Below are 25,718 nucleotides of genomic sequence, written 5' to 3'. Positions count from 1 at the left end.
GGGGGGCGCGCCATGATTCCCGGAGAGATCCTCTTCGCCGAGGACCCCGTCGTCTGCAACGAGGGACTCGAGGTCACCCGGCTGACCGTCCTCAACGCCGCCGACCGGCCCGTCCAGGTCGGCTCCCACTACCACTTCGCCGAGGCCAACCCCGGTCTGGAGTTCGACCGCGCCGCCGCCCGCGGCCGGCGCCTGAACATCGCCGCCGGCACCGCCGTGCGCTTCGAGCCGGGCCTCCCGGTCGACGTGGAACTCGTCCCCCTCGCCGGTGCCCGCGTGGTGCCCGGCCTGCGCGGCGAGACGGGAGGGGCCCTCGATGCCTGAGATCTCCCGCGCCGCCTACGCCGACCTGTTCGGCCCGACCGCCGGCGACCGCATCCGGCTCGCCGACACCGACCTGCTGATCGAGATCGAGGAGGACCGCTCCGGCGGCCCCGGACGCTCCGGCGACGAGGCCGTCTTCGGCGGCGGCAAGGTCATCCGCGAGTCCATGGGCCAGTCCCGTGCGACCCGCGCGGACGGCACCCCCGACACCGTGATCACCGGCGTCGTCATCGTCGACCACTGGGGCGTGATCAAGGCCGACGTCGGCATCCGCGACGGCCGGATCACCGGCATCGGCAAGGCCGGCAACCCCGACACCATGGACGGCGTCCACCCCGACCTGGTGCTCGGCCCCGAGACCGAGGTCATCGCCGGCAACGGGCGCATCCTGACCGCCGGCGCGATCGACGCGCACGTGCACTTCATCTGCCCGCAGGTGGCCGACGAGGCGCTGGCCTCCGGCATCACCACCCTCGTCGGCGGCGGCACCGGCCCCGCCGAGGGCTCCAAGGCGACCACCGTCACCCCCGGCCCCTGGCACCTCGCCCGCATGTTCGAGGCGATGGAGGCCTACCCGGTCAACGTCGGCTTCCTCGGCAAGGGCAACACCGTCTCGCACGAGGCGATGCTCTCCCAGATCCGCGGCGGCGCCGCCGGGCTGAAGATCCACGAGGACTGGGGCGCGACCCCCGCCGCCATCGACGCCGCCCTGACGGTCGCCGACCTGACCGGCATCCAGGTCGCCATCCACACCGACACCCTCAACGAGGCCGGGTTCGTCGGCGACACGCTCGCCGCGATCGCCGGGCGCGGCATCCACTCGTACCACACCGAGGGTGCGGGCGGCGGGCACGCGCCCGACATCATGACGGTCGTCTCCGAGCCGCACATCCTGCCCAGCTCCACCAACCCGACCCGGCCGTTCACCGTCAACACCGTCGAGGAACACCTCGACATGCTGATGGTCTGTCACCACCTCAACCCGGCCGTCCCGGAGGACCTGGCGTTCGCCGAGTCCCGCATCCGGCCCTCCACCATCGGTGCCGAGGACGTCCTGCACGACCTGGGCGCGATCTCGATCATCTCCTCCGACTCGCAGGCCATGGGCCGGGTCGGCGAGGTGATCATGCGCACCTGGCAGACCGCGCACGTGATGAAGCGCCGCCGCGGCGCCCTGCCCGGCGACGGCCGGGCCGACAACCACCGGGTGCGCCGCTACGTCGCCAAGTACACGATCAACCCGGCGCTCGCCCAGGGCATGGCCCACGAGATCGGGTCCGTGGAGACCGGCAAGCTCGCCGACCTGGTGCTGTGGGAGCCGGCGTTCTTCGGCGTCAAGCCGCTGCTCGTTCTCAAGGGCGGGCAGATCGCCTACGCGCAGATGGGCGACGCCAACGCCTCCATCCCCACCCCGCAGCCGATCCTGCCCCGCCCCATGTACGGCGCGATCGGCCGGGCGCCCGCGTCCAACTCGGTCAACTTCGTCGCCCCCCTCGCCCTGGAGGACGGGCTGCCGGAGCGGCTCGGGCTCGGCAAGCGGTTCACCGCCATCGAGTCCACCCGGGCCGTGACCAAGGCGGACATGCGTCAGAACGACGCCCGGCCGCGCGTGGAGATCGACCCCGACAGCTTCGCCGTGCGCGTCGACGGCGAGCTGGTGGAGTCCACACCGGCCGTCGAACTGCCCATGGCCCAGCGCTACTTCCTCTTCTGACATGACACGGGCAGCACTGCTCGTCCTGGCCGACGGCCGGTTCCCCGCCGGAGGGCACGCTCACTCCGGCGGGGCCGAGGAAGCCGTCCGCGCGGGACGTATCACCGACGCGGCGGACCTGGAGCGGTTCTGCCGCGGCCGGCTGCACACGACGGGCCTGGTGGCCGCCGCGCTCGCCGGGGCGGCCGCGCTCGGCGCCGACCCCGCCGCACTGGACGCGGCGGCCGACGCCCGCACCCCGTCACCGGCACTGCGCACCGCCGCACGCAAGCTCGGCCGGCAGCTTCTGCGGGCCGCGCGGGCGACCTGGCCCAGCGACGACCTCGACGCGCTGGCGGCGCGCTTCCCCAAGGGCGCCCACCAGCCGGTCGTGCTCGGCCTCGCGGCCCGTGCCGCCGGGCTCGGACCGGACGACGCCGCCCACTGCGCGGCGTACGAGAGCGTCGGCGGTCCCGCGACGGCGACCGTGCGGCTGCTCAGCCTCGACCCCTTCGACGCGACGGCCGTGCTCGCGCGGCTGGCGCCGGAACTGGACCAGGTCGCCGCCCGGGCCGTCCGCGCCGCCCGCCGGGTCGCCGACGAGGGCGTGGACGTCCTCCCGGCGGCCTCCGCCCCGCTGCTGGAGATCGGCGCGGAGTTCCACGCCGCCCGGCCGGTGCGCCTCTTCGCGTCCTGACCCACCGGCGCCCCGGCGTGTCCCACGCCCGCGCCCCCCGACCGTAGGAGCCGTACATGCACCTCGACCACTCCCACGACGGTCCCGCCGCCGTCAGCGCCGACGCCCGCCGCCCCGACGGCAGCCGGCGCGCGCTGCGCATCGGGCTCGGCGGTCCCGTCGGGTCCGGCAAGACCGCCACCGTCGCCGCCCTGTGCCGGGCCCTGCGCGACGAACTGTCCCTGGCCGTCGTCACCAACGACATCTACACGCGCGAGGACGCCGAGTTCCTGCTGCGCGAGGCGGTCCTGCCGCCCGAGCGGATCGCCGCCGTGGAGACCGGCGCCTGCCCGCACACCGCGATCCGCGACGACATCTCCGCCAACCTCGAAGCCGTCGAGGACCTGGAGGACGAGGTCGGCCCGCTCGACCTGATCCTCGTCGAGTCCGGCGGCGACAACCTCACCGCCACCTTCTCCAAGGGGCTGGTGGACGCGCAGATCTTCGTCATCGACGTGGCCGGCGGCGACGACATCCCGCGCAAGGGCGGCCCCGGCGTCACCACCGCCGACCTGCTCGTCGTCAACAAGACCGACCTCGCGCCCCACGTCGGCTCCGACCTCGCCCGGATGGAGGCCGACGCCAAGGCCCAGCGCGGCGACCTGCCCGTCGTCCTGCAGTCCCTGCGCGGCGAGACGGGCGTCGCCGACGTCGCCGCGTGGGTGCGCGGCCGGCTCACCGCGTGGACGGCGTGACGACGGCCGCGACGCGGCTCGCCCCCCGCGGCGGGCGCGTCACCGAGCCCGGCGCGTCCGGCGGCACGCCCCCGAGCGAAGGCAGCGCCTACCGGGTCCGGGCCACCGCCCGGATCCAGGCCCGCCCCGACGGCCGCGGCGGCACCGCCCTGCCCGTGCTGGAAGGCGAGGGACCCCTCGCGCTGCGCCGCACCCGGAGCACCGGTGACGAGGCGCGGGTCACGCTCGTCGGCGCGATGAGCGCCCCGCTCGGCGGCGACCACCTCACCGTCACTGCCGACGTGGCCACCGGGGCCCGGCTGCGCGTCGGTTCGGCCGCCGCCACCCTCGCGCTGCCCGGCGCGGCGGGCGGCGAGGCCCGCTACGACGTGCGGCTGCGCGTCGCCGGCGACGGCGAGCTGACCTGGCTGCCCGAACCGCTGATCTCGGCCGCCGGCAGCGACCTGGCCGTCACCACCCGGCTCGATGTCGCCCCCACCGCCCGGCTCGTCTTCCGCGAGGAACAGATCCTGGGCCGCGCCGCGGAGCAACCGGGACGGCTCGCCAGTCGTCTGACCCTGCGGATCGGCGAGCGGACCGTCCTCGACCAGGAGCTGTGCTGCGGTCCCGGCGCGCCGGGCGGCTGGGACGGCCCGGCCGTGCTGGCCGGACACCGCGCCGTCGGACAGCTCCTCGTCGTCCGCCCGGAGTTCGCCGGCGAGCCGGTGCCGGCCACGACGGTGGGGGAGGGGTGTGCCGTCGTCCCGCTGCCCGGACCGGCCGCGCTGGTGACGGCGGTGGCGCCGGACGGGCTGCTGCTGCGCCGTGTCCTGGACCGGGCGCTGTCCCTCCTCGAACGCCCCGCTACCGCGGTTCGCTGAGCGGTACTCGGATTTCCGGTTATCGGATTGGCAAAGAAGGTCAACCACCCCTGTTGTCAGGGCCCCCACAACCGTAAGGATCCCCCTACTTGTCATTCGTGGCACTCACAAAGGTAGGGGGAGGGCCCACTTGAGGGACAGAGGAACGAAGAGGCGGACGGCCGCGATCGGCTCGGCGAGCGTACTCGCCGCCGCCACCCTGATAGCCGGCGCGGCCACCGCGCCCACGGCGTACGCGAGCGCCGGGCACGGACAGGACCGCGAGGCCCGCGGCGCCGCCATCGCGGCGGCACGTGCCGCGAAGGCCGGCATCGACTGGAAGGACTGCCCCGCCGACTGGGGTCTGGCCAAGCCGATCCAGTGCGGCTGGGTGAGCGTGCCGCTCGACTACGCGCACCCCTACGGCAAGCAGATCCAGCTCGCCGTCGACCGCATCGGCAACACCGGGACGAAGCAGGAGCGCCAGGGCGCCCTCGTCTACAACCCGGGCGGCCCCGGCGGCTCGGGCATGCGCTTCCCGACCCGCGTCACCAACAAGAACGCGGTCTGGGCGAACGTGGCCAAGGCGTACGACTTCGTGGGCTTCGACCCGCGCGGCGTCGGCCACTCCGCCCCCATCTCCTGCGTCGACCCGCAGGAGTTCGTCAAGGCGCCCAAGATGGACCCGGTGCCCGACACCGAGGCCGACAAGCTCGCCCAGCGCAAGCTGGCCCGCGAGTACGCCGAGGGCTGCTACGAGCGCAGCGGCGAGATGCTGCCGTACATGACGACGCCGAACACCGTGCGCGACCTGGACGTCATCCGCGCCGCGCTCGGCGAGGAGAAGCTCAACTACCTGGGCGTCTCCTACGGCACCTACATCGGCGCCGTCTACGGCACCCTGTTCCCGGGCCACCTGCGCCGCATGGTCGTCGACAGCGTCGTCAACCCCGCGCGCCAGAACATCTGGTACCAGGCCAACCTGGAGCAGGACATCGCCTTCGAGGGCCGCTGGAAGGACTGGGAGGACTGGGTCGCCAAGAACGACGCCGCCTTCCACCTCGGCACCACCCGCGACGCCGTCCAGGCCAAGTGGCTGCAGCTGCGCGCCACCGCCAAGAAGAGCCCGATCGGCGGGGTCGTCGGCCCGGCCGAGCTGATCTCCTTCTTCCAGAGCGCCCCGTACTACGACTCCTCGTGGGTGCCGGTCGCCACGGTGTTCAGCAAGTACGTCGCCGGTGACACCCAGGCCCTGATCGACGCCGCCGCCCCCGACATGTCGGACACCGCGGGCAACATCTCCGCGGAGAACGGCAACGCCGTCTACACGGCCGTCGAGTGCGCCGACGCCAAGTGGCCCACCAGCTGGCAGAAGTGGGACCGCGACAACACGCGGCTCAACAAGGACTACCCGTTCATGACCTGGGCCAACGCCTGGATGAACCTGCCGTGCGCCACCTGGCCCACCAAGCAGCAGACCCCGGTGAACGTCCGTACCGGCAAGGGCCTGCCGCCGGTGATGATCGTGCAGTCCACCAACGACGCCGCGACCCCGTACGCCGGCGCCGTCGAGCTGCACAAGCGGTTCCAGGGCTCCCGCCTGATCACCGAGCAGGGCGCGGGTTCGCACGGAGTGACCGGTCTGGTCAACTCCTGCATCAACACCCGCGTGGACTCCTACCTGCTCACCGGCAAGCTGGACGCGGCCGACGTGACGTGCGGCCCGCACGCCACGCCGAAGCCGTGACACCCGCCTGACCCGGCACCAGGGGCGGCCCCGCAGCACGGGGCCGCCCCTTCGTCACGCGTCGAACCAGGCGTCCTCCGCCGCGTAGTCGCACAGCTCGGGGTAGGCCCCCGCCAGCAGCGGGAACTCCTCCCGCCAGTCCCGGCCGCCGGCCAGCCGTTCCACCAGCCAGTCGACCGACTCCCGCACACTCTGCGCGTAGGGGACACCCGGGACGTACCCCAGCTCCCGGGCCGCGGCCGACATGTCGCACACCACCGGCCACGGCACCGACCACGGGGTGCGCCCCACGGACGGCGACGGCGGCGGGCCGTCCAGCAGCACCGTCTCCGTCTCCACCCCCATCGCCGCGTCCACCGCCGCCCCGATCTCGGCGACCGTCGGCGCCTCGGGGTCGACGGCGTTGAGCACCCGCGAACCCGGCCGGGCCGCCGCGAGCCGCACCAGCTCGGCGACGGTCCGGGCACTCGACGGGTGGAACCGGCTCTCGCCCCGGTGGGCCAGCACCCGGCGCTTGCGGCCGTCCAGATTCCGCTTCACGAAGTACAGCTCGCGGGGCAGCGGACTGTACGGCCCGTGCACCGCCCCGGGACGCAGCAGCGTCACCGGCAGCTTCTCCCCGGCGCCCAGCAACTCCTGCTCCAGGGCCACCTTCCCGGTGCTGTACGTGGCCTCGCCCGGCGCCACCGTGGGCTGCTCCTCGGTCAGCGGCACCGGAAAGCGCGGGAAGCCGTCCGGCTGCTCCTGCGTGTCGAAGGAGCGGCCGCGGGCATCCTCGTACACGGACACCGAGGAGACGACCACCGCGGAACCGATCCGGCCGGCCAGCGCGGTCAACTGCCGTGCGTGCCGCGCCCCGTAGGCGACCACGTCCACCACCACGTCGCACCCGTCACCGACCACCGCGGCCAGCGCCGCGTCGTCCTCCCGGTCCAGCCGGACCGGCCGCACCCCCTCGGGCCGGCCGGCGTCCCGGCCGCCGCCGCGCGACGCGGCCACCACCTCCCAGCCGTCCTCGGCCAGCGCCCGCACCACCGGCCGCCCGATCTGTCCCGTCGCCCCGATCACCACAGCACGTCTCATGATCCGACCGTAGGCGCCGGCCCGCGCCCGGGCACCGGTGTTCTGCCGAGGGCAGAGGTCAGCTCAGCGGCCTCCACGGGAAGCGGCGCCCGTCGCCCTCGGCCTGCCGTTCCTTCACCACGGCCGCGTACTCGTCGACGTACTCCTGCTCCGACAGCGACAGGATCGCGTACATGATCTCGTCGGTGACGGCGCGCAGGATCGCCTTCTCGTTCTCCATGCCGGCGTAGCGCGAGAAGTCCAGCGGCGCGCCGAAGCGGATCACCACCGGGTGGATCCGCGGGACCACCCGGCCGGGCGGCTGCGCCTCGAACGTGCCGATCATCGCGCACGGCACGACCGGCACCCCGGCCCTCAGCGCCATCACCGCCACCCCGACCTTGCCCTTGTACAGCCGCCCGTCGTGCGAGCGGGTGCCCTCGGGATAGATGCCGAGCAACTCGCCCTTGCGCAGCACCTTCAGCCCCTCCCGGATGGCCGCCTGCCCGGCCTCCTTGCCGGAGCGGTCGACCGGGATCTGCCCGGCGCTGCGGAAGAAGAACGCGGTCAGCCGTCCCTTGAGCCCCGGTCCGGTGAAGTACTCGGCCTTGGCCAGGAACGTGATGCGCCGCTTGAGCACCGCGGGCATCAGGAAGTGGTCCGAGAACGACAGATGATTGCCCGCGACGATCGCCGCCCCCGACTCCGGGACGTGCTCCAGCCCCTCGATACGCGGACGGAAGAGCACTCTCAGCAGCGGACCGAGCAACACGTACTTGAGCAGGAAGTAGAACACGGCTCGCCCCTCACTCCAACACGTCCGCCACTGACCAGGTCCTTGCAGGGTCACTGCGGGGGTATACGGCTCAAGTGCACCGGTAGTCATCTGTAACCAGGTTCGGCAGTGCTCATGCTGACCCTACGCCGGAGCGGCTGATCGGTCGTCAGGTACGACGGCGCGGCCCTCGCCTGAAAACGGTGTACGAGCCGATGGAGGGGGAACATCTCAGCATGCACAAAGCCGACGGCCGGGAAGAGCGGTGGTGGACGGCCCTGCGCCGGACCCCCGTGGTGGTGTGGAACGACGACATCACGGACTGGGCGGCCGCGCTGACCTACTACGCGGTCCTGGCGCTGTTCCCCGTGATGCTGGTGGTCCTGTCCGTGCTGGGCCTCACCATGCCCACGAGCAGGCCGGACGTGATCGAGCACGTGCTCCAGCTCGTGCCTCTGGCCTCCCGCGACCTGCTGCGCACCGCCCTGGAGCAGATGGCCGGGCAGTCGTCCGCGACCTGGGTGCTCCTCGGCTTCGGTGTGACCGGGGCCCTGTGGTCGGGCTCCAGCTATCTGAGCGTCTTCCGCCGGGCGCTGCACGCGATGCACCGGGTCAGCGCGCACCGCCCGGTGTGGCGCACCGCCCCCCGGGTCGTCATCACCACCGTCGTTCTGATCAGCCTCCTGCTCGCCACCGCCGTCGCCCTGCTCCTCACCGGCAGCCTGGCGCGACGTCTGGGACGGGCCCTGGACGTGGGGACCGTGCCGGAAACCGCGTGGGACGCGCTGCGGTGGCCCGTGCTGACCGCGGCGGGAGTGGCACTGGTGCTCGTGCTGTACCGCTCGGGCCCCGCCGACTCGCGCCCCGTGCGCCGGATGGCGCCGGGCGGCGGCCTGGCGATCGTGCTCCTGCTGGCCGTCTCACTGGGCTTCACCTTCTACGCCGACCATGTGAGCACCTATCACCGGCTTTACGGCTCGCTGGCGGGCGTGGTGGTGTTCCTCATCTGGCTGTGGCTGGCCAACCTGGCCCTGCTGACGGGCGCGCAGTTCAACGCCGAACTGGCGAAAACGACCGGCAGTGCGCACACCGGTCTGCCCGGACGGCGTCAGGACGACGGCTCGTCCGCCGAGGCGTCGTCGACGTCGACCGCGTAGCCGGGGACGGAGGGCCAGCGGACCGTCAGCACCACCGACTCCTCCTCCGCCACCCACGAGTGGTCGACACCGCGGCCCCACACGACGTAGTCCCCCTGCTGCGCCAGGACGACGCTGCGGCCGGGCAGTTCCACCCGGAAGCGCCCGCTGATGAGCACCAGCAGCGCGGTGCGCTCCTCGCCGGTCACCCACTGCGCCCGCCGGTCGCCCCGGGGGTGGACCCCCCATTTGATCTCCACGGCCTCGCTGTGCCGGGGGTCGGAGGCATCCTTGAAATGCCCCAGCAGCCACCCACGGTCCAGTGCCGCGTCCTTGCCCGCATGGCCCACGTACACGCTGTCGGTCATGGCCCGGGAAGGTAGCAGCGGCAGCCGACGGCCGCTCACAGGAAGCGCCGGATCGGCGTGACGGCGGCCTCCTCAAGCCGCTGGAACACCGCGCGCCGCCTCCAGCGGGCGAGGTCGACGGCGACACTGCGCCGCAGGTCCGCGTCGTAGTCACGGTCGAGTTCCGCGGTGAACCGCTCGTCCAGGACGGCGAGCATGACCTCCTCGTCATGGTCCATGGACCGGCGGTTGAAGTTGGTGGAGCCGATCAGCGAAGCCACCGAGTCGACCGTGATGATCTTCGCGTGCATCATCGTCGGCTGGAACTGCCGGATCTCCACGCCGGCTTCGAGCAGGCGGGTGTAGTGGTGCTGGCCGGCCAGCTGGCAGGCCCGCTGGTCGGTGTGGGGGCCGGGAAGCAGGATCTGCACCTGCACGCCGCGCCTCGCCGTCTGCGCCAGGAGGTCGACGAAGTAGGTGTCGGGGGCGAAGTAGGCGGTCGCCAGGCGGAAGCGTTCCTCGGCGGAGGTCAGCATGACGCGGATGAGCGTCTGCATGTCCTGCCAGCCGATGCTCGCCGATCCGCGGACGACCTGGACGATGGAGGAGCCGACCTGGTCGTGCTCGGTGAAACGGTCCCGGTCGTCGAAGAGTTCGTCGTGGCATTCGGCCCAGTTCTGGGCGAACGCGGCCGCGACACCGTCCACGGCCGGTCCGCGCAGCCGCACATGGGTGTCGCGCCACTCTCCGGGGTGGCGGGCGTCGCCGCACCATTCCTCGGCGATGCCGACGCCCCCGGTGAACGCGGTGTGCTCGTCGACGACGAGGGCCTTGCGGTGGCAGCGGTGGTTCTGTTTGAACGGTGACAGCCAGACGGGTCTGCGGAACCAGGCCACCTGCACGCCGGCCTCGTCCATGAGGTCCAGCAGGTCCCGCTCGATCTCCTTGGCGCCGAATCCGTCGAGCAGCAGCCGCACCCGTACCCCGGCCCGGGCCCGGTCGGCGAGGGCCTCGGCGAAGTCGCGGGCTATCCGGCCGCGCCAGTAGACGAAGGTCATCATGTCGATCGTGTACCGGGCCGAGCGGATGGCACCGAGCATGGCGGGGAAGATCTCGTCGCCGTTCCGCAGCGGGAGGAGATCGTTCCCCTCGGTCGCGGCCACCCCGATCAGCCGCTCCAGGCGGCGGCGCAGACGCTGCTTGCGCGCGTCCACGTCCGAAGGACCGCTACGAACGGGCGCCGGCGGTATGGCGTCAAGGGTCACGAGGTGTCTCCGCTGGGGCAGATGAGGAACGGATCGCTGCGGGGCGCCGGCATACGGCGACCTCCGGTCACCGTATGCCCGCGGCTCACGGCATCATCCGGGGAACGCGCCCGCCGGACGGGAACGGCGGGATGGTCGGAGCAGGGACTGCCGGCGCAGGGGACCGAACGTGCCATGTCCTCATTTACCGAGACATGCACCACAGCGGTGATGGCGGAGGCGCGGGCCGGGTACGCGCAGAGGGATGCAGACACCACGGTCACGCGGCGGCGACTGTTGCCGTTTGACAATTATAGCCGTGAGGCAACAAAGTAGCCGTGTCGCATGTGTGCGGGAAGGATCTGGGGATGTTCCGGTGGACGGGCACCGCTCCGTACGCCGACGCCCGGCACCGGAGGGTGCTGGGCAACCCGGTGTCGCGCTGCTTGTCTCAGGCGGACTCGCTGCCGGCGTCGGCTTCGTGGTGTATCTGCGTGGAGGCCGCCTCGCAGAAGGCCTCCAGGCCCTCCAGCAGGGCCGCGCGTTTGGCCGCGGGCATCAGCTCCAGCACGGCCCGCAGTTCCTGCTGCCTCCGTTCCCGCAGGCCGGCGAGGAAGGCGCGGCCGCGGCTGCTGAGGTGCAGGCGCACCTCACGCCGGTCGGTCGGGCTGATCTCGCGGTCCACGAAGCCGGCGGCCTGCAGCCGGTCGCAGAGCCTGCTGGTCGACGGCGGCGTGGAGGCGAGCGAGTCGGCGAGGGTGCGCAGGTTGATGCCCTCGTGGTGTTCGAGGATGAGCAGTACGCGCAGCTGGGACGCGGAAGCGGGTGCGGTCGAGGCCCGGCCCCAGAGGACTTCCAGCAGCTCCGCGGCCGTGGAGGTCACACGCGCGACGTCCACGGGCTGTGGGCGGGCGGGGAAGGCAGTCACGGTCACACTCTCGCAGGCGCTGGGACGGCTGCCAGCCTACTAGGCGGGCCGCCCCGGCTGCTGATGACTTCGACGACCGGGTAGACGGGGAACGACATTGTCCCCGACCACGTCCGGTGTCTCTCCGGCAGAAGGAATGGTGTTTTCTCCATCGTGAACAGATTTGTGGCCGCTGAACGCGCCGTACGTACGGCGGCTCCGCACGAGCTGCTGGACGCGGTCCGGCGGGTGCTGACCGAGCGGTACGCGGCCCGGTCCGTGGAGCTGTTCATGGCCGACTACGGCCTGACCGTGCTGCAGCCGGTGTCGGTCCTGCCGCACACCATGGAACCGGTGTCGGTGCACAACAGCCCCGCCGGCCGCGCGTTCGGCTCCCAGCAGCCCTTCGTGCAAGACCTCCAGGGCGGCCTGGCCCGGGCGCACCTCCCGGTCACCGTGCGCGGTGACCGGCTCGGCGTGCTGTCCGTCACCGTGCCCGCGGACCACGTCGAGGAGTGCCTCGCCGAGCTGGCGGAGATCGCCGAGGTCCTGGCCCACGAGGTGGTCGTCGCGGAACGGGACACCGACCTGTACCTGCAGGCCCGCCGCAAGGATCGCCTCACCCTGGCCGCCGAGATGCAGTGGCAGCTGCTCCCCGGACGCTCCTGCTCGCGTCCCGAGTACGACCTCGGGGCCCAACTGGAGCCCGCCTACGCCATCTTCGGCGACAACTTCGACTGGTCCGCGACGGCGGACCACCTCATGCTCTACGTCACCAACGGCATGGGGGAGGGCATAGAGGCCTCCCTGCTGACCAATCTGGCGATCAACGCGCTGCGCAACGCGCGTCGCGCCGGCATCCCGATCGCCGACCAGGCGGCACTGGCCGACCAGGCGGTCTACGCCCACTACCGGGGCCGGTGCTTCCTCTCCGTGCTCATGTTCGACTTCGAACTCGCCACCGGGCGCGCCCGCGTGGTGGACGCCGGCTCCCCGCAGATGCTCCGGCTGCGCGGCGGCGCGGTCGAGCGGGTGCCCTTCGAGGCGCAGCTGCCGCTCGGCATGTTCGAGGAGACGGACTACGTCGCGCAGGAGTTCCAGGCCGAGCCCGGGGACCGCCTGATCTTCGTCAGCGACGGGGTCTACGCCGTGGCCTCGCCCAAGGGGGAGCCCTACGGCGACGCAGCCCTGGCCCGGGCGATCCAGGCTACCCGGCTGCTGCCCGCCGCCGAGGTGCCGCGCGCCATTCTGCGCGAGCTGAGCGGCCACCGCGGCCGGCCCGTCCCGGACGACGACGCCCTGGTGGTCTGCCTCGACTGGCGAGGCCGCTGACCGGCGGCACGGTGCGCGGAGTGTGGCGCAAAGGTGGCGATCGTGTGTCGTACGCCTCACTCGCCCGCCGCAGATGTTTGTCATCCGGCAATAATTGGCGAAGCGTGCTGATCATGGTGCGCCGGGCCTGTACAGGAGGAGCAGATGCAGGCGTCAGATCAGGACGCGGCAGCCGCGGCGCGCAGGATCGGTACCTTCCTGGGCGAGCGGCGGGAACAGATCGCCCAGCGCTGGGCCGACGCGGCGCTCTTCCGCACGGTGTTCACCGTCTCGCGCGACGAGGCCGTGGAGGCCTGCAAGGCCGTCGTGGACGCCCTGGCCGCCGTCGCCCTCTCGGACGGACTGGAGGACGTCACGGCGCCCGGCTTCCAGGCGATCCGTGACCAGCTCGGGCGGATGGCGGCCTCGCGGGCCCGCGGCGGGGCCACCCCGGCGCAGATCGCGAACGAGGTCGCGGCCCTGCGGGTTTCCGCCGTGGAACTGCTGCGAGGTGAGTTCCCGGATCCGTCCGGCCCCGAGGCGCAGGAGGGCGTCCTGGCCCTCACGCTCCTGACGGGCACCCTGCGCCTGGTGGTCATGGAGACCACTCTGAGCGCCGGCGAGGACCTGATCGAGCGGCAGCGTCAGCAGCTGCTCGAGGTCGCCACGCCCGTCATCAAGCTGTGGGACGGCATCGTCGCCGTGCCCCTGATCGGGACGCTCGACAGCGCGCGCAGCCAGGTCGTCATGGAGAGCCTGCTGGAGGCGATCGTCGACCAGGGGGCGCGGTACGCCATCCTGGACATCACCGGCGTGCCCACGGTCGACTCCCTCGTCGCCCAGCACCTGATGAAGACGGTGGCCGCCGCCGGACTCATGGGGGCGGAGTGCGTCGTCTCCGGGATCCGCCCGGCGATCGCGCAGACCATCGTCCACCTCGGGATCGATCTCGGCTCCGTCGTCACCCGCAGCGGTCTGGCGGACGCGCTGGCGTACGCGCTGAGCGGGCTGGGCGTCGAGATCACCCCGCGGATCACCGTCCCCCCCGGTCCGCGGTGAACCCGTCGGCGGCGCCGTCCGCAACCCGGGAGGAGGGCCCGTGACGGATGCCCGACTCGCCGCGACGACCACGGTGCCGATCGGCTCGGACACCGATCTGGCCCGGGTGCGGCAGCAGGTCCGGCAGGCCGCGGCCGATCTCGGCCTCGGCCTGGTCCAGCAGACCAAGCTGATCACGGCCGCCAGCGAACTCGCCCGCAACACCCTCGTCCACGGCGGAGGCGGGCACCTGGAGATGCAGGGGCTGGACGACGGCGGGTCGCGCGGACTGCGGCTCTCCTTCGTCGATCAGGGGCCCGGCATCCGGGACCTCGACCTGGCGATGACCGACGGCTACTCCACCGGCGGCGGCCTCGGGCTCGGCCTGAGCGGGGCCAGGCGGCTGGTGCCGGACTTCCACATCGACAGCCGGCCCGGACAGGGCACCACCGTCACCCTCACCGTCCGGCAGTCCGGCATGCCCTCTCCGCGCACGGCCGGTTGAGTCGCGTGCGGAACGCCATGTCGCCGATCCCGATCCCGATCCCGATCCCGATCCCGATCCCGATCCCGATCCCGATCCCGGCGCCGGGTGCCGGGCAGCCGCTCCCGCACGCCACCCGAGACACGACCCCGCCCGCCTGACGAAGACGCCGTTCACGGGGTATGCGTCGCGTGAGTGTGAAGACCGCGAGGGGAGAAGGTGGACACCATGTATGCCTCGGAGCCCGTTCCGTCCGTGGAGAGCCGGCTCAGGGCGGTTCCGCCGCACGCCCTCGTCGCCACCGCGGAGCAGGTTCTGGCGGAGCGGTTCGGCGCCCGGAAGACCACCCTCCTCCTCGCCGACTACGGTCTGCGGGTCCTGCAGCCGGTCACCCATCTGCCCCACACCGGGGAGCCCGTCCCCGCTCACGACGGTCCCGCCGGCAGTGCCTTCATCACCCAGAACCCGGTCGTCGAGGTGACCCGCGACCCGGCCACGCACGTGGTCCATCTGCCCATCACCGTGCGCGGAGACCGGCTGGGCGTCCTCTCCGTCCGGCTGCCCGCACCGGCCGCCGACCCGAAGACGGTGCTCCGCCTGCACGACTTCGCCACCGCCCTCGGCCACGAGGTGGTGACCGCGGGCCGGGACACCGACCTCTACCTCCTGGCCCGGCGCACCCGCCGCCTCACCCTCGCCGCCGAGATGCAGTGGCAGCTCCTGCCCGGCCGCGGGTGCGCCCGCGAGGAGTACGTCATCGGGGCCCACCTGGAGCCCGCCTACGCGATCGGCGGCGACAACTTCGACTGGTCGACCGGTGCCGACGACCTGACGCTGACCGTCACCGACGGCATGGGCCAGGGCGTCGACGCCTCCCTGCTGACCAGCCTCGCCGTCGGAGCGCTGCGCAACGCCCGCCGGGCCGGCGTCGGCCTGGCCGACCAGGCACGCCTCGCCGACCAGGCCGTCTACGCCCAGTACGGGGGCAAGGTGTACGCCTCCACGCTCCTGCTCCATTTCGACCTGGCCACCGGTGAGGTCCGGGCGGTGGACGCCGGGTCCCCGAAGCTGTACCTGCTGCGCGGCGGCACGATCGAACAGGTCGGCCTGGAACCCCAGCTGCCCCTCGGGATGTTCGAGGAGACTCCCTACGACGAGCAGACCTTCCGTCTGGAGCACGGCGACCGGCTCGTCGCGGTCAGCGCCGGTGTGCACGACACGCGCTCGGAGCTCGGCGACCTCTTCGGCGAGCACGCCCTGCGTCAGGTGCTCAGCGCGACACGGAACACGCCCCCGCACGAGACGGCACGTGCCGTCGTCTCGGCGGTTCTGGAGCATCACGGGAACAAGGACCTGCTGACCGACGCCGCGGTGGTCTGCCTCGACTGGACCGGCCGGACCGCCCCGTCCGCGCCGCCCGGCGGCGGCACCGCCGGCTGAGAGGGCCCGTCAGGACGGCGCGGCTGAGAAGGCCCGTCAGGACGGCGCCGGGGGAGGGCCGCTCGCTTCCCGTGCTGCCAGGAACGCCCGCAGGCCACGGCTGAGGGCGGCGCGCTCTTCGGCCGACATGGAGGCCAGGGCGGCCCGGAGGGCCTGGGCTCGCCGCTCCGCCACGTCCGCCAGCACCCGGTTGCCCTGCCCGGTGAGTCTCAGCTGCACCTCCCGCCGGTTGTGCGGGTGGGAGGAGCGCTCCAGCAGACCGGCGGCCTCCAGCCGGTCGCACAGCCGGCTCGCCGTCGGCAGCCCGATGCCCAGGTGCTCGGCCAGGCCCGTGAGATTCAGGTCCGGAGCCGCCTGAAGCGTCCGCAAGGCCCTCAGCTGGTGCGGCGACAGCCGCAGGACCGCCTCCTGGGCAGCCGCCGACCACAGGTGCGTCAGGCTGTCCACGGCATCGGCGATCTGGGACGCGACGGCCTCCGGGCCGTCGCGTGGTTCCCTCGCGCGGTCGCCGCCGGGACTGCCGAGACGGGTCACGAACACATCACTTTCCGTAAGCTCCAGGCACTGGACACGTGTCCCTCTGTGCATCGCTGTACCCGAAGCGGCAGGAGGCAAGCGATACGAAGGTCAGCCTTTTCGATCGTGTCCCGGCGCTTCCGCGCGTGCCGGTACGGCAGGAGGATGTGTGGGGGTGCGGGAAGGGGCCGACATGAGTGCTGGAGAGAAGGCCAAGGCGCGGGCCGAGCAGGTGGTCGGGAAGGCCGTGCGGAAGGTGGCCCACGCGCTGGGCGACCGGGTGACGGAGGCGAAGGGCGCGGCCCTGGAGGCCCGGGGCAAGGCGCGGGCCGTCAAGGAAGGCGCCAAGGACCGCTTCACCCGCTGACGGATGGCCCCGACCGGACCCGTTCCCCCGCGCTACGCCGGCGGGCGGCCGGAGCGGGCGGCGGCGGGTTCGTCGTGCAGGGCGAGACGCACGGTGATCCGTTTGCCGACGACCTCACGCCGCACCTCGAAGCCCTCGGCGACGGCCAGCACGATCTCCAGGCCGTGCTGGCCGACCCGGCCGACGTCCGCGGCGCGGGCGACCGGCAGCACCGGATCGGAGTCCCATACCTCGATCTCCACGAGGTCGCCGAGGATGCGCAGGTTCAGCAGCACGGGGCCGGGCGCGTACTTGCGGGCGTTGGTGACCAGTTCGCTGACCACCAGCTGCGTGAGATCCACGGCGCGCCGCGACACCGGCACGTCGTGTTCGTCCTGGACGCGGCCGAGGAAACCGGCGGCCAGGTGGCGCGCCCGGGCGATGACCGTGCCGTCCCCCTCCAGCGCCACCGTGGTCCGCAGGGCCTTCTCGTCGGGCACCGCGCCGTCCTCGCCCAGGGGTGTCGAGTCCATCGCAGCCGCCTTCATCACTCCCGTCACGCCTCGCGCGTACCCCCTCCCGGGTGAGTGACGCCCCCTGTTCCCCTGTTGTCCGCGTCACCGCCGCTTCCTCCACACGAACAGGCCACCCGGGGCGCCGACGGAGGACGGCCGCCCGCCGCGGCATCTCCACGGCCCGCACAAGCCCCTGCCCCGCCCGGACGGTGGCCGGACGGGGCAGGGGAGTGACGGGTGGGGCGCCGCGGCGCGTCACGCGTCGGCGGTGCGGCCCTTGTCGGCGAGGACCCGCAGTTCGGCGAGGTCCTCCGGGTCGAGGTCCGCCGACGGCGCCCGGCTGAGCAGGGCATCGATCTCCCCGGCCCTGCCCTGCGCGGCGAGGAAGCGCGCGTAGGGCACGAAGGCCTCCTCGTCCTCGGCGTCGATCGCCTCCCGGTAGCGCCGCTCGGCCTGCGCCGGCTGTTCCAGCTCCTCGTGCAGCAGGGCCAGGTTCAGCAGGGCGTTGGTCTCCTCGTCCATCTCCAGGGCGGCCTCGTAGTGGGGCACGGCCTCCTGGAGGGCACCGGTGTCGGTCAGGTGGAGGGCGTAGGCGAAGTGCGCGCCGGGCAGCTCCTCCTCCAGCGCCTCCCGCAGGTGCCGCCCGGCCGCCTCGGTGTCCCCCGACTCGTTCTCGGCCTCGCCGAGCGGGACCAGGACGGAGCGGTGCCCGGCCTCCAGGGCCTGCCGCAGCCAGCCGACGGCCTCCGTGGGCTTGTCCTGGTCGAGCAGGAGCCGGCCCAGGTTGCCGGCCGCCAGGGTGTCGCCCTGGGCCACCGCCCGGCGCAGCAGCTCGGCGGCCTCGTCCAGCCGCTCACCGCCGTCGCGCAGGAAGGCGCCGTAGTCGTTGAGCGCGTTCGGGTGGTTCTCGGCGAGCGCCCGTCGGTAGTACTCCTCGGCGCGGGGGCGGTCCTCGATCTCGTCCGCCAGGATGCCCGCGATCCACAGCGTCACGTCACGGCCCCGGCGTTCCGCCTCCTGCAGCGCCGACACGGCCTCCTCGGGCCGGTCCAGCTGGACCAGCAGATCGGCCAGCGCCTCGTACGCCGCGGCGTTGCCCGCGGCCGCGGCCGCGGAGATCGTCTCCAGCGCGGCCTCGGTGTCGTCCCAGTCCTCGATCAGGTCCAGGATCGTGTCCGCGACCTCGTCGTCCGGGCCGGTCCATGCCTCCAGGTAGAGCGACAGTGCGGCGGCGTGATGGCCGGCCGACCACTCCTGCTCCGCCCGGGCCTCGGTGTTGTCCTCCGGCATGAAGGTTCCTCTCGTACTGCTGCATGGGCCCGTGTCCGTACGTGGCACCGGGGCGTGCGCCAGCATGGCACACGCCCCGGGACCACCGACGGCCACAGCCGTCCCGCGTCGGCGGTCAGGTCGGCCAGGGCCGCGGCTGCGCGCCGATACTCGGGTCATGGTGCTCACAACCGCACCACGACCAGGGCCGTGTCGTCGGTGGCGCCGCCCGGAGGGAGCAGTTCCAGCAGGACGGCGTCGGCGAGCCGTTCGGGGTCGTCCGCGCGGTGCCGGCGCAGCGAGTCGGCGAGGCGGTTCAGCCCCGTGTCGATGTCCTCGCGGCGCCGCTCGATCAGCCCGTCGGTGTACAGCACCAGGGTGGCGCCGTCCGTGTACGCCGTCTGCGCCTGCACCCGCGGCAGCGGGTCGGGCCGGGCGTCCAGCGGCGGGTCGGTGGCCCCGTCGAGGCACTCGATCCGCCCGTCGGCGTGCACCAGCATCGGCGGGGGATGCCCGGCGCTGCTGTAGGCGATGGTGCGGGCGTCGAAGTCGACGAACGTGGTGACCGCGGTGGCCGACTCGGCGCCGTCCACGACGCCGGCGTACCGGCCGAGCACGTCCAGGGCCTGGGCGGGGCCGGCCGCGACCCGGGAGGCGGCGCTCAGCGCGCTGCGCAGCTGGCCCATCACCCCCGCGGCCTCCAGCCCGTGGCCCACCACGTCGCCCACCGAGACGCCGAGGCGGTGGCCGCCGACCAGGTCCACGAGGTCGTACCAGTCGCCGCACACGTTGAGTGCGCCCACCGCGGGGCGGTAGCGCACGGCGGTGCCCTGGTGGCGCACCTGCCGCAGTGCGGGCAGCATCGCCTCCTGGAGGGCGAGCGCCACCTCCCGCTCGCGGGCGTGCGCGTCCCGCAGCCGCTCGTTCAGCTCCTGCAACTCCCGTGCGCGGGTGTACAGTTCGGCCTCCAGCACGCGGGTCCGGCTGCCGGTGTGGCCGCCCCGCGCCCGGATCAGCTCGGTGACCTCCTCCACCCGGTGCACGAGCAGCACCACGTCGCCGTCGGGACCGAACACCGGTGCGTTCACCGGGCTCCAGTAGCGCTCCTCCCACTCGCCGGGCCGCTCGAGGCTCTCCACGTCGTAGCGCTGCAGGGCCATCGCGTCGCGCTGCCCGGTGGCGAGCACCCGCTCGAGCGAGGCCGCGAGATTGCGCATGCCGCTCGCCGAGGGGTCGTGGGGGTTGTCCGGGAAGACCTCGAACATGTGCCGGCCGACGACCTGTTCGCGGGTGCGTCCGGCCACCTTCAGGTACTCCTGGTTGGCGTCCGCGTACACCAGTCCGGGCGTGATCAGGGCCACCATGCCGGGCAGGCTCTGGAACACGGCCGCGTAGTCGATGACCTCGCCCATGTCACGCCTCCGCACCCGCCAAGGGCTGTTCGGCCCAGATGATCTTCCCGTCGGGCACGAACCGGGTGCCCCAGCGCTGGGTGAGCTGCGAGACCAGCAGCAGCCCGCGGCCGCCCTCGTCCGTGGTGCGGGGGTGGCGCAGATGCGGGGCGGTGGCCCCGCCGTCGAACACCTCGCAGACCAGGGCCCGTTCCCGGATCAGCCGCAGCCGGAGGGGGCCGCCGGCGTACCGGATGGCGTTGGTGACCAGCTCGCTCACCACCAGTTCCGTGGTGAACGCCAGCTCGCCCAGCCCCCATTCGGACAACTGCCGGCACACCGTCTTGCGCGCGTCCGCGACCGCCGCCGGGTCGTGGGGCAGTTCCCAGTCGGCGACCTGGTGCCCGTTCAGCCGCTTGGTGCGGGCCATCAGCAGCGCCACGTCGTCGTGCGGGCGGGTCGGCACCAGCGCGTCGACGAGGGCCTGGCACCGCACGTCCAGGGAGGGCGCCGCCTCCCGCAGCGCCCGGCGCAGCCGCTCCCGGTCGGCGTCCCCCGCGCCGTGCCGGCCGTCGGTCAGCAGCCCGTCCGTGTGCAGCGCCAGCGTGCTGCCCTCCGGCAGCACCAGCTCCACCGACTCGAACGGCGGCCCGCCCGCGCCGAGCGGCGGTCCCTGCGGCAGTTCCACGAAACGCACCGTGCCGTCGGGCAGCACCACGGCCGGCGCCGGATGTCCCGCCGCGGCCATCGCGCACCGGCCGTCCACCGGGTCGTAGACGACGTACACGCAGCCGGATCCGACGGAGTGGGCGCCGTCCTCCTCCCCGGCGTCCGCCCGGCCGTACTCCCCACGGGCCGCGCGCGGCGCCACCAGATCGTCCAGGTGGGCCAGCACCTCCTCGGGCGGCAGGTCCAGCGCCGCCAGGGTGCGTACGGCGGTGCGCAGCCGGCCCATCGCGGCGGCCGCGTCGATGCCGTGGCCGGGCACCTCGCCCACCACCAGGGCCACCCGGGCGCCGGACAGCGGGATCAGGTCGTACCAGTCCCCGCCGAGCCCGGTCAGCTCGTCGGCCGGGCGGTAACAGGCGGAGACGTCCACCGCGTCCTGCTCCGGCAGCCGGAGCGGGAGCAGGCTGCGCTGCAGGACGAGGGCCGCGCCGCGTTCCCGGGTGTAGCGGCGCGCGTTGTCGAGACAGACCGCGGCCCGCGAGACGAAGTCCTCCGCGAGGCTGAGGTCGGAGGCGTCGAACGGCTCCAGCCGGTGGTGGCGGTAGAAGGTCGTGATGCCCAGGGTGACGCCCCGGGCGCGCAGCGGCACCACCATCGCGCTGTGCAGGCCCAGCTCCCCGAACGTGGCCTCCCGGCCGCCCGGCGCCTCCGCCGCCCACGGGCGGGCCGACGGGTCGAGCCGCTCCTCCCGCCAGGGGCGGCCGGACGACAGGCACCGGATGGGCGCCGAACCGGGCCGGTAGGAGGTGGCGCTGCCGATCTCGACGACGGCCTCCGGTATGTCGGGGGACACCGACCGGTGGGCGGCCCGGCGCAGCGGCACGGGCTGCGCGCCGGGCACCGACGTACCCCGGGGTTCAGCCCCGTGCAGCACCTCCTCCAGCAGGTCCACGGCGACGAAGTCGGCGAGCGCCGGCACCGCCACGTCGGCCAGCTCCTGCGCGGTGCGCATGAGGTCCAGGCTGCGGCCGATGCGCTCGCCGGCCCGGTCCAGCAGGGCCAGCCGCTGCTGCGCGCGGCGCCGCTCACTGATGTCGACGACCGTGTAGTACACGCCCATGGGGTGGCCCTGGTCGTCGTCGAGCCGGGTGAACGACATCATGTGCGCGGTCTCGCGGTACGGGGCGGCGCGCACCCGCCCCACGTGCTCGTAGCCGATGACCGGCTCGCCGGTGGCCAGCACCCGGCGCATCTGCGCCTCGATCGCCTCCGCGTCCAGCCCCGGCTGGACGTCGGCCAGGCGCAGTCCGAGCCGCTGCTCCGCCGGAGCGCCGCCGTATCGCGCCAGCGCCTCGTTCGCCCACACGAACCGCAGGTCCGTGTCCACGATCGCGATGCCGATGGGGGAGCACGCGACCATCTGCTCCAGCATCGTCCGGCTCATGTCCCAGCCGGGGCCGCCGGGCATCGCCGACAGCAGGGCCAGCCAGCGCGACGGGCCGCGGGACTCCTCGGCGGCGGTGATGCGCACCATGAAGCGGGTGGCCGGTCCGCCCTTGCAGCGGGCGGTGAGCAGTCCGGCCCAGCCGCCGTCCACCCGGCACCGCTCCAGCACCTCGGGCGCGCGCTCGGCGTCCGGGCCGGTCAGCAGGTCGGCGAGCTGCTTGCCGACGACCTCCGGGGCCGTGTAACCGAGCAGCCGCTCGGCCTCGCGCGTCCAGCCCGTCACCAGTCCCTGGCCGTCGAGCAGCACCGGCGCGGCGTCCGCCACGTCGAACCGCCGGCCGGCCATGTCCGGCCCGTCGTCACTGCCCACGGCCGACCTCTCTGTCGCTGACAGTGGTCCACCACTCTTGCCCCCCATCTTCACCCGCCCCGACACGGGCCGCACGGTCGACGAGCGCTCGACGGGGGAACGGAGTGGGGGTGTTTCCCGGGGAGGACGCGCCTCGCGGCGTGGGGGAGTGGCGCCCCGAGGCAGGGGCCGGGTTCGGCCATGGGGAGCCGGCGTGCCCAGGAGGAAGGCGGAAGGGCTCGGGCCGGCGAGGCCGACCAGGCGGGCTGGTCGCCGACCTCCGGCGACACGGGCGAGCGGGCCGCTACGCGAGGCAGCGGCCCGCTCGGCGGGGTCTTCTTCCTGCGCGCCCCTGGGGCCAGACCGCTCGGTGGGCGCCGCGCCGGGGGAGCGGCCCGTCCCGGCCCGTGATCGGCCAGAGTGGTGATCCACCCGCACGCGCCGAGGCCGGCCCGTCCCCTGGATGCCCGGGCGGCCTCCCTCAAGGCCCTGGGGGAAGCCGCCCGGCAGGAGGTCAGTCGGTCAGGACCTTCTCCAGGGCGGTGAGGGCCGACTCCAGCTCCTCCTGGGTGATCGTCAGCGGCGGGGCCAGGCGGATCGTGGAGCCATGGGTGTCCTTGACCAGGAAACCCTTCCGCATCAGCCGCTCGCTGATCTCCCGCCCGGTGCCGATCGCCGGGTCCACGTCGACGCCGGCCCACAGCCCCCGCGCGCGGAAGCCCACCACGCCGCGGCCGACCAGCGCGGACAGGCCCGCGCGCAGCACCTCGCCGAGCTCGGCGGCCCGGCGCTGGAAGTCGCCCGTCTCCAGCAGCTCGATCACCGCCGTGCCGACGGCGGCCGCCAGCGGGTTGCCGCCGAAGGTCGAGCCGTGCTCGCCCGGGTGCAGCACCCCGAGCACCTCACGGGTCGCGACCACCGCCGACACGGGGACGATCCCGCCGCCGAGCGCCTTGCCGAGCAGCAGCACGTCGGGCAGGACGTTCTCGTGCTCCACGGCCAGGGTGCGGCCGGTGCGGCCCAGCCCCGACTGGATCTCGTCCGCGACGAACAGCGTGTTCGTCCGCCGGGTCAGCTCCCGCACACCGGCCAGATAGCCGTCGTCCGGGATGATCACGCCGGCCTCCCCCTGGATCGGCTCGATCAGCACCGCCGCCGTCGTCTCGTCGATCGCCGCCTCGATCGCGGCGAGGTCGTTGTACGGCACGATCCGGAAGCCCGGCGCGAACGGGCCGAAGCCGGTGCGGGCCGTCTCGTCCGTGGAGAAGCCGACGATCGTCGTGGTCCGGCCGTGGAAGTTCTCCGCCGCGACCACGATGGTGGCCCGGTCCGCGGGGACGCCCTTCACGTCGTACGCCCACTTGCGGGCCACCTTGATGCCGCTCTCCACGGCCTCGGCGCCGGTGTTCATGGGCAGCACCATGTCCAGCCCGGTCAGCGCGGTGAGCCGCTCGGCGAACTCCGCCAGCTGGTCGTTGTGGAACGCCCGCGAGGTCAGCGTCAGCCGGTCCAGCTGCCGGTGCGCCGCCTCGATCAGCGCCGGGTGGCGGTGGCCGAAGTTGAGCGCCGAGTAGCCGGCCAGCAGGTCCAGGTAACGGCGCCCCTCGACGTCCTCCACCCAGGCGCCCTCGGCGCGGGCGACGACCACGGGCAGCGGGTGGTAGTTGTGCGCGAGGACGGGTTGCTCCGCGCCGATCAGCTCGGCGGAGGTGCGGACGTGTGCGGGTGCGCTCATCAGCGGATCTCCTGGGTGCAGCACTTGATGCCGCCGCCTGCCTTGCGGAACTCCGACAGGTCGACGGGAACGGGGTCATAGCCGTGCTCGTCCAGCCGGGCGGCGAGCGTCTCGGCCTGCGGGGCGATGAACACGTGGCGGCCGTCGGACACCGAGTTCAGGCCGAAGGCGAGGGCGTCCTGCTCGGTCGCGAGGACCGCGTCCGGGTACAGGCGCTGCAGCACCTCACGGCTGCCCGGCGAGAACGCCTCCGGGTAGTAGGCGATGTTGCCGTCGGGCCCGTCGTCGAGCACGAACAGGGCGGTGTCGAGGTGGTAGAAACGCGGGTCCACCAGGGTCAGGCTGATCACCGGGTGCCCGAAGAACTCCTGCACCTCGCGGTGCGCCTCACGAGTGGTGCGGAACCCGGTCCCCGCCAGCATATAGCGGCCGGTCCACACGAGGTCGCCCTCGCCTTCGCAGACGTTCTCGGGCCGGTACACGTCGTAGCCGGCCGCCTTGAACCAGGTGTCGTAGTGGGTGGACTCCGGGCGCCGCTCGGGCGCGTGGAACAGCGAGCCGAAGACGCGGCCGCCGACGACGACCGCGGAGTTCGCGGCGAAGACCATGTCCGGCAGCCCGGGCACGGGCTGGACCGCCTCGACGGCGTGCCCGTGGGCGCGGTAGGCACCGATCAGGGCCTGCCACTGCTCCCGGGCGAGGTCGACGTCGACGGGTGTGTCGGGATGCATCCAGGGGTTGATCGCGTACTGCACGGCGAAGTGTCTGGGTTCGCAGACGAGGAAGCGCCGCCGGCGCGGCACACGGCTGTCGGTCACAGAGGGGTCCCTCCGCTTCCTGGGGTGTCGACTGAGGGTTGACACCACGGTAGGAACTGACGGGGACGGCGGACAAGGAACGACAGCTGCGTGTTCACGCAGGATCACTGCGTTCGTACGCGGCTCAACGCACGTCTGCTGCGCCGTCCGGGGCGACCTGGTTGGCGCCCGCCTCGGGAGACTCCGGGATGAGGTGGGACAGGACCATCACGCTGATCGTCTTGCGGATGAACGGCTCCGTACGGATCCGCTCCAGCACCTCCTCGAAGTGCTCCACGTCCCGCGCCCGCACGTGCAGCAGGGCGTCCGCGCCGCCGGTCACCGTCATCGCCGCGGTGATCTCCGGATGGTTGCGGACCACCTCGGCCAGCCGCCGGGGCGGTGCCGCGCCCTCGCAGTACACCTCTACATACGCCTCGGTGCGCCAGCCCAGCGCCGAGGGCTTCACCGTCGCCGTGAACCCGGTGATCACCCCGGCCTCGCGCAGCCGGTCCACCCGCCGTTTCACCGCCGTCGCCGAGAGCCCGATGGCAGCGCCGATCTCGGCGAAGCTCGTCCGGGCGTTGGCCATCAGAGCGGTCATGATCTTGCGGTCGAGCTCGTCGAAAGGCGCCGGCCTGCTGTTCATGTCCGCACTGTATCCAGCGTGCGCACGGCCGTGAGGCGGGCGAAGCCGGCCGGTGGCCGGAGCCGGTCAGCTGGTGCGGGTCGCGGCCATCCCGACCGTGATCAGACCCAGGACGACCCAGCCGAACCACAGCCAGCCGTTGCTGCCGAGCGCCACGGTGTACGCGGTCACGACGACGAGCCCGCCGAGGGTGACGGCCGCCATGGCCTTGGTGGACCCTGGCGTGGAACCGGGAACGGAACCGGGCATCGCGACACC

26 protein-coding genes are annotated in these 25,718 nt (G+C 73.1%); 12 read left to right on the top strand and 14 right to left on the bottom strand.

Going from position 1 to position 25,718, the window contains the following annotated elements; all coding sequences use genetic code 11:
• Positions 1-12 precede the first annotated feature (12 nt).
• The 6 genes from ACF1AL_RS05660 to ACF1AL_RS05635 all read left to right on the top strand — a co-directional run bounded on the left by ACF1AL_RS05660 (position 13) and on the right by ACF1AL_RS05635 (position 6,034).
• Positions 13-324, top strand: a complete 312-nt coding sequence (locus tag ACF1AL_RS05660; protein ID WP_366840724.1) for an urease subunit beta — start codon at positions 13-15, stop codon at positions 322-324.
• Complete coding sequence (locus ACF1AL_RS05655; RefSeq protein ID WP_391779036.1) at positions 317-2,038, top strand: urease subunit alpha; 1,722 nt, start codon at positions 317-319, stop codon at positions 2,036-2,038. The genes ACF1AL_RS05660 and ACF1AL_RS05655 overlap by 8 nt, the downstream gene beginning before the upstream one ends.
• Before the next feature lies 1 nt (position 2,039).
• A complete protein-coding gene (locus ACF1AL_RS05650) occupies positions 2,040-2,714 on the top strand; it encodes an urease accessory protein UreF (protein ID WP_391779035.1) in 675 nt (224 codons plus the stop codon).
• A gap of 56 nt (positions 2,715-2,770) precedes the next feature.
• Complete coding sequence (gene ureG / locus ACF1AL_RS05645; protein WP_366840721.1) at positions 2,771-3,448, top strand: urease accessory protein UreG; 678 nt, start codon at positions 2,771-2,773, stop codon at positions 3,446-3,448.
• 113 nt (positions 3,449-3,561) lie between these two features.
• A complete protein-coding gene (locus tag ACF1AL_RS05640) occupies positions 3,562-4,308 on the top strand; it encodes an urease accessory protein UreD (RefSeq protein WP_391779185.1) in 747 nt (248 codons plus the stop codon).
• 130 nt (positions 4,309-4,438) lie between these two features.
• Positions 4,439-6,034 carry an alpha/beta hydrolase gene (locus tag ACF1AL_RS05635; protein ID WP_366840720.1) on the top strand — a complete coding sequence of 532 codons (1,596 nt, stop codon included), beginning with the start codon at positions 4,439-4,441 and terminating at the stop codon, positions 6,032-6,034.
• A gap of 54 nt (positions 6,035-6,088) precedes the next feature.
• On the opposite strand, the gene ACF1AL_RS05630 is transcribed toward ACF1AL_RS05635, so the two are convergent.
• Both ACF1AL_RS05630 and ACF1AL_RS05625 read right to left on the bottom strand, forming a co-directional pair.
• Positions 6,089-7,117: an NAD-dependent epimerase/dehydratase family protein gene (locus tag ACF1AL_RS05630; protein ID WP_391779034.1), complete on the bottom strand. Its 1,029-nt coding sequence runs from the start codon at positions 7,115-7,117 to the stop codon at positions 6,089-6,091.
• Positions 7,118-7,175: 58 nt separating this feature from the next.
• The gene (locus ACF1AL_RS05625) at positions 7,176-7,892 is read right to left on the bottom strand and encodes a lysophospholipid acyltransferase family protein (RefSeq protein WP_366840718.1); all 717 of its coding nucleotides are present in this window, start codon (positions 7,890-7,892) and stop codon (positions 7,176-7,178) included.
• A 215-nt stretch (positions 7,893-8,107) separates the two neighbouring features.
• Between ACF1AL_RS05625 and ACF1AL_RS05620 the strand changes: the two genes are divergently transcribed.
• Positions 8,108-9,028: a YihY/virulence factor BrkB family protein gene (locus ACF1AL_RS05620; protein WP_391779033.1), complete on the top strand. Its 921-nt coding sequence runs from the start codon at positions 8,108-8,110 to the stop codon at positions 9,026-9,028.
• Here ACF1AL_RS05620 and ACF1AL_RS05615 read toward each other — a convergent pair.
• From ACF1AL_RS05615 to ACF1AL_RS05605, 3 genes are all read right to left on the bottom strand, one after another.
• Entirely contained in the window at positions 8,980-9,375 is a 396-nt protein-coding gene (locus tag ACF1AL_RS05615; protein WP_391779032.1) for a signal peptidase I, read from the bottom strand. The genes ACF1AL_RS05620 and ACF1AL_RS05615 overlap by 49 nt on opposite strands.
• A 35-nt stretch (positions 9,376-9,410) precedes the next feature.
• Positions 9,411-10,568, bottom strand: a complete 1,158-nt coding sequence (locus ACF1AL_RS05610; protein ID WP_386913328.1) for a phosphatidylserine/phosphatidylglycerophosphate/cardiolipin synthase family protein — start codon at positions 10,566-10,568, stop codon at positions 9,411-9,413.
• 481 nt (positions 10,569-11,049) lie between these two features.
• Positions 11,050-11,532 (bottom strand): MarR family transcriptional regulator, encoded by a 483-nt coding sequence (locus ACF1AL_RS05605; RefSeq protein ID WP_384209504.1) that lies wholly within the window; start codon positions 11,530-11,532, stop codon positions 11,050-11,052.
• Between the two features lie 147 nt (positions 11,533-11,679).
• Between ACF1AL_RS05605 and ACF1AL_RS05600 the strand changes: the two genes are divergently transcribed.
• From ACF1AL_RS05600 to ACF1AL_RS05585, 4 genes are all read left to right on the top strand, one after another.
• Positions 11,680-12,837 carry a PP2C family protein-serine/threonine phosphatase gene (locus ACF1AL_RS05600; protein WP_391696500.1) on the top strand — a complete coding sequence of 386 codons (1,158 nt, stop codon included), beginning with the start codon at positions 11,680-11,682 and terminating at the stop codon, positions 12,835-12,837.
• Positions 12,838-12,981: 144 nt separating this feature from the next.
• Positions 12,982-13,875: an STAS domain-containing protein gene (locus ACF1AL_RS05595; protein WP_391696503.1), complete on the top strand. Its 894-nt coding sequence runs from the start codon at positions 12,982-12,984 to the stop codon at positions 13,873-13,875.
• A gap of 40 nt (positions 13,876-13,915) precedes the next feature.
• Complete coding sequence (locus ACF1AL_RS05590) at positions 13,916-14,359, top strand: anti-sigma regulatory factor (protein WP_391659053.1); 444 nt, start codon at positions 13,916-13,918, stop codon at positions 14,357-14,359.
• A gap of 207 nt (positions 14,360-14,566) precedes the next feature.
• Positions 14,567-15,778, top strand: coding sequence for a PP2C family protein-serine/threonine phosphatase (locus tag ACF1AL_RS05585; RefSeq protein ID WP_391779184.1), 1,212 nt, complete (start codon positions 14,567-14,569; stop codon positions 15,776-15,778).
• Between the two features lie 36 nt (positions 15,779-15,814).
• Here ACF1AL_RS05585 and ACF1AL_RS05580 read toward each other — a convergent pair whose 3' ends face one another.
• The gene (locus ACF1AL_RS05580) at positions 15,815-16,312 is read right to left on the bottom strand and encodes a MarR family winged helix-turn-helix transcriptional regulator (protein WP_391779183.1); all 498 of its coding nucleotides are present in this window, start codon (positions 16,310-16,312) and stop codon (positions 15,815-15,817) included.
• A gap of 175 nt (positions 16,313-16,487) precedes the next feature.
• On the opposite strand from ACF1AL_RS05580, the gene ACF1AL_RS05575 reads away from it, so the two are divergent.
• Positions 16,488-16,661, top strand: a complete 174-nt coding sequence (locus ACF1AL_RS05575) for a hypothetical protein (RefSeq protein ID WP_366840711.1) — start codon at positions 16,488-16,490, stop codon at positions 16,659-16,661.
• A 32-nt stretch (positions 16,662-16,693) separates the two neighbouring features.
• On the opposite strand, the gene ACF1AL_RS05570 is transcribed toward ACF1AL_RS05575, so the two are convergent.
• From ACF1AL_RS05570 to ACF1AL_RS05535, 8 genes are all read right to left on the bottom strand, one after another.
• On the bottom strand, positions 16,694-17,173 hold the full coding sequence (locus ACF1AL_RS05570) for an ATP-binding protein (RefSeq protein ID WP_366840710.1): 480 nt from the start codon (positions 17,171-17,173) through the stop codon (positions 16,694-16,696).
• A 237-nt stretch (positions 17,174-17,410) separates the two neighbouring features.
• Positions 17,411-18,445, bottom strand: a complete 1,035-nt coding sequence (locus ACF1AL_RS05565) for a tetratricopeptide repeat protein (RefSeq protein WP_391696508.1) — start codon at positions 18,443-18,445, stop codon at positions 17,411-17,413.
• 164 nt (positions 18,446-18,609) lie between these two features.
• Positions 18,610-19,836, bottom strand: coding sequence for a PP2C family protein-serine/threonine phosphatase (locus tag ACF1AL_RS05560; RefSeq protein WP_391696511.1), 1,227 nt, complete (start codon positions 19,834-19,836; stop codon positions 18,610-18,612).
• Position 19,837: 1 nt separating this feature from the next.
• On the bottom strand, positions 19,838-22,300 hold the full coding sequence (locus ACF1AL_RS05555) for a SpoIIE family protein phosphatase (RefSeq protein ID WP_391779031.1): 2,463 nt from the start codon (positions 22,298-22,300) through the stop codon (positions 19,838-19,840).
• Positions 22,301-22,793: 493 nt separating this feature from the next.
• Positions 22,794-24,014 carry an ornithine--oxo-acid transaminase gene (gene rocD, locus ACF1AL_RS05550; RefSeq protein ID WP_384209484.1) on the bottom strand — a complete coding sequence of 407 codons (1,221 nt, stop codon included), beginning with the start codon at positions 24,012-24,014 and terminating at the stop codon, positions 22,794-22,796.
• Complete coding sequence (gene ddaH / locus ACF1AL_RS05545; protein ID WP_366840706.1) at positions 24,014-24,832, bottom strand: dimethylargininase; 819 nt, start codon at positions 24,830-24,832, stop codon at positions 24,014-24,016. The genes rocD and ddaH overlap by 1 nt, the downstream gene beginning before the upstream one ends.
• Positions 24,833-24,956: 124 nt before the next feature.
• Positions 24,957-25,460: an Lrp/AsnC family transcriptional regulator gene (locus tag ACF1AL_RS05540; RefSeq protein WP_366840705.1), complete on the bottom strand. Its 504-nt coding sequence runs from the start codon at positions 25,458-25,460 to the stop codon at positions 24,957-24,959.
• A gap of 66 nt (positions 25,461-25,526) precedes the next feature.
• Positions 25,527-25,709, bottom strand: a complete 183-nt coding sequence (locus ACF1AL_RS05535; RefSeq protein WP_391659058.1) for a hypothetical protein — start codon at positions 25,707-25,709, stop codon at positions 25,527-25,529.
• Positions 25,710-25,718: the final 9 nt, after the last annotated feature.

The organism is Streptomyces sp. NPDC014801 (assembly GCF_043082085.1).
Taxonomy (GTDB): Bacteria; Actinomycetota; Actinomycetes; order Streptomycetales; family Streptomycetaceae; genus Streptomyces.
The sequence above is the reverse complement of the archived record's forward strand: the minus strand, read 5'-3'. Positions and strand labels throughout refer to the sequence as shown.